The organism is Fictibacillus sp. WQ 8-8, from assembly GCF_024494405.1.
Taxonomy (GTDB): Bacteria; Bacillota; Bacilli; order Bacillales; family Fictibacillaceae; genus Fictibacillus_C; species Fictibacillus_C marinisediminis.
The window spans coordinates 1-2,303 of record NZ_JAMXKG010000040.1; the positions used below are offsets into that span (position 1 = coordinate 1).

Below are 2,303 nucleotides of genomic sequence, written 5' to 3' on the forward strand. Positions count from 1 at the left end.
CATGCCCATCAAGCTAACCCAATAATGCTTAGAGTAGAGTCCTTTCCACAAGAAACCCTACATGTTTGACTAAAGAAAGGCATGCCAAATATGCCAAAAAACAGGTCGTTTTTTTTAGTGCTATGCTGCTTTCTTTTGGCACATGGTATACTGATAAACAACACCCAATATATCAAAGACTGTTTTCTTCTCATATCGATGAGATTTTCGTCCGTTTTTCTGTAGGAGGTTGAACAGGCGAAGCAGAATCTTTGATAACTCTTGGGTGCTTTTTTGTATAGCCCTAAATAAAAGAGGAAAGTAATCCTTGATGATATAAATGGCTTTATACTCACTTAGTTCCCTTTTTTCCTTATCAAGAAGTAATTGCCTCATTTGAAACATAGTGGAAGAACAGAGAAGGATGCCAATCAGTTGGCCATAGAGATGGCATTCTAAACGCTCTCGTTTGATTTCTTTACAATGGTCAATTTTAAAGAATGATTTCCATGTTTTAAACAGTAATTCAATCTGCCAACGTAGGGAGTAAAGATCGTGAATATGTCCCGTCGGGACTACTTCCGCAGGAAGATTAGAAATATAAACGTTCATCGCGCTTAAACGCTTACTTCGTTCTTTCGTGACAATGCCCTTCTTCTTCTCTTTTAACGCCTGGTTTTCCCAGCGTTTCCGTGTTTGTGCTTCTGTCAATCGATGTAGGACCACTCGAGTTGGAAGCTTTTGATACAATCCGATATAGGCTTTATGAATTTCGTGGGTTTGTCCTGGTTGTAGCTGCAACATCAGATCTTCCATGTCTAATTGAATATACTCCGACTGTTTTTTCATTCTTCCGTCCTTAAAATATTCTGGATTAGGATTCTTCTGATAAATTCGGGTGTTTAATTTTAAGCGAGAGATATAACAGGCTCCTTTCTCATCCATCTGATCGAGATCTTCCAGGTCAAAATATCCTAAGTCACGTATACATAAGTCACCTGTTTGCACTGTTTTCAAGCACGTGGAACCATAGGTTCGATCATTTTGTTTACCTGGGCCAGAGTGCACATGCAGGAATTGGCCGCTGAGAAGATCGTATTCCAATTGGATTTTCACGCCAGCTGTATGACTACTTCCTCCTGATCCTTGGTAAGTTGAAACAAAAACATTTGGAAGTTGAAACGTCGTAGAATCCAAGATTCGTATACGCTGAAACTGAGATGCATAACGATGAGAAAGAGCTTGATGAGTTTGTATCTTCTGAGTAAGTAAGGAAGTGAATACGTTTCGTAGGAGCCTGACTGCTGAAGGATTGAATCGTTGATTGAGTCCTTCGGGACTCATTAATACACCAGTTGAAGATTCTAGACAGCAACATAGCTGAGTTAAGGAAGTATTCGCTACCTTTTGGCTTAACCATACGCACAAAGCAACTAAATCTTTCGCTTGATACTTACTGGATCTCTGAACAAAACCTACCTTTTTGGCCAGCTGTTGAAGAGCTTGAGGAGATAAAGAACTTTGTAATTCCTGTGAAAAGAGAGTAAGTTCATCTGATACCTCACGACACATAATAAACACCGTCCTTTCTGTTCGTTTATCTTAAAGATTCTACTCTTACAAACACAATTAACACAGTTCGAATAAATCGAACTGTGTTAATTGCGTTTAATATTCTTTTAACCTAGTCCCATTTTGAACAATCAATTACAGCATTTTATATATTTCAATTAAGTTATCATCAGGGTCCCGAAAATGTGCAACACGCGCTCGCCATTCCTTACGATCATGAGGTTCATTAACAAATTCAATTTCTTTTTCTCTGAAACGGTTATACGTCTTATCGACATCTTCAACTTGAAATTGAAGTAAGAATCTTGATTGAGACTCAGCTTCTAAAGGCTTATTTTCTTCTCTGACCAATTCGGCCATAACTTTTCGAGATACAAGCTCAATTTTTGTTTCCCCATTATTGAAAAGCGCATATTCCATGTCTTCATCGTACCAACTTACTGGAAATTCCAATAAATCTCTGTAAAACATGGCACTTTTCTTAAAATCTTTGACCAAAAGTCTTATTTGCAACAACTTCAAGTCAATCACCTCCTGAAAAATATTATTGAAGAGCCGACACCATCACCACTCATTGAACATTTCGTTACTGATTCCAATATTCCTTCATGTTTAATGTAACTATCCTGCTCTGTTATCTGCATAAGAAATGAAACAACATTATTATCAGTCAATACTTTCTATCATAATACAGAAAGAATAGTGTTTTTTTCATTTTTGGGGTAATAATTTGCCTTAGCTTGATGGGCATG

2 protein-coding genes are annotated in these 2,303 nt (G+C 37.6%); both read right to left on the reverse strand.

Translation table 11 applies throughout. The features are described 5' to 3' along the window. Window positions 1–120 precede the first annotated feature (120 nt). Entirely contained in the window at window positions 121–1,551 is a 1,431-nt protein-coding gene (locus tag M1K46_RS25435; RefSeq protein WP_256228228.1) for an IS4 family transposase, read from the reverse strand. Window positions 1,552–1,686: 135 nt separating this feature from the next. Next, window positions 1,687–2,073 (reverse strand): VOC family protein, encoded by a 387-nt coding sequence (locus M1K46_RS25440; RefSeq protein WP_053354405.1) that lies wholly within the window; start codon window positions 2,071–2,073, stop codon window positions 1,687–1,689. Window positions 2,074–2,303: the final 230 nt, after the last annotated feature.

Coding starts and splice junctions, on each gene's coding strand:
- M1K46_RS25435 (WP_256228228.1), bottom strand. CDS start 1,551: ATGTGTCGTGAGGTATCAGATGAACTTACTCTCTTTTCACAGGAATTA.